Source organism: Amycolatopsis minnesotensis, assembly GCF_039529815.1.
Lineage (GTDB): Bacteria > Actinomycetota > Actinomycetes > Mycobacteriales > Pseudonocardiaceae > Amycolatopsis > Amycolatopsis minnesotensis.
The window spans coordinates 1-1127 of sequence record NZ_BAAANN010000127.1 but is presented as its reverse complement, the minus strand read 5'-3'; the positions used below and the strand labels follow the sequence as shown (position 1 = coordinate 1127).

1 protein-coding gene is annotated in these 1127 nt (G+C 68.6%); it reads right to left on the bottom strand.

What is annotated here, in order from left to right; genetic code table 11:
• Positions 1–34: 34 nt before the first annotated feature.
• The coding region (locus ABD256_RS44135; RefSeq protein WP_425546626.1) for an IS30 family transposase at positions 35–1127 on the bottom strand (1093 nt) is incomplete at its 5' end.

Genomic DNA, 1127 nt, shown 5'->3' with positions numbered 1-1127 from the left:
GGCGGATTCATGCGGTGGTCGCAACATGCTCTATTTAGGACAGTAGCATGGTGAGTTTTTCTTTGGGGGTGAGCCAGTTGAGGGTTTTGCGGGGGCGGTTGTTGAGTTGGTCGGCGACCGCGGCGAGGTGTTCGGGGGTGTGTTGGGTCAGGTTGGTGGCTTTGGGGAAGTACTGGCGGAGCAGGCCGTTGGTGTTCTCGTTGGTGCCGCGTTGCCAGGGTGAGTGGGGGTCGGCGAAGTAGATGGCGAGGTCGGTGGCCAGGGTGATCTCGGCGTGCCGGGCCATCTCGGTGCCGCGGTCCCAGGTCAGCGACTTCGTCAACGCTGCGGGCAGGGTCCGGATCGCGGTGATCATCGCGTCGCGGACCGCGATGGCGTCGTGGCCGTGGGGCAGGTGCAGCAGCAGGCAGAACCGGGTCGTGCGGTCGACCAGGGTGCCGATCGCCGAGCCGTTGGCGGCCCCGAGGATCAGATCACCCTCCCAGTGCCCCGGAAAGGCCCGGTCAGCGGCCTCGGGCGGGCGCTGGGAGATCTCGACCAGGTTCGGGATCCGGGGCTGGCGGGCGTGGGCCTGGCGGTGCGGGCGGCGTAGCGCCCGCCCGGTGCGCAGGCACCGGGTCAGCTCCCGGCGTAGCGCGCCCCTCGACTGCACATACAGCGACTGGTAGATCGTCTCGTGTGACACCCACATCTCCGGCCGGTCGGGGAAATCCTTCCTCAGCCTGGCCGAGATCTGCTCCGGTGACCACCGATCCTCCAACCGTGCCTGCACATACTCCCGCAACTCGCCGTGGACGGACTCGGCGAGCTTGGCCACCTTCGGCCGCCGCGCCCGCTCCCGCGCCGCGCGCTCGGCCAGATGCGCCCGATACGACTCCACACCACCGTTACGGCCGATCTCCCGGCTGACCGTCGAGACATTCCGGCCCAGCGTGCACGCGATCGCCTGCATACTCTCCCCACGCGCCAGGCCCAGCGAGATCTCCTCCCGCTCCGCCAACGACAGATACCGATTCCCCAGCGCACCAGGCGCGTTACCGATCACCCCACCAGCATCGGCGAACCACCGCCGCCCCGTCTGATGCGACACACCCGCCGCCCGTGAGGCAGGTTTCACAGCCACCCCC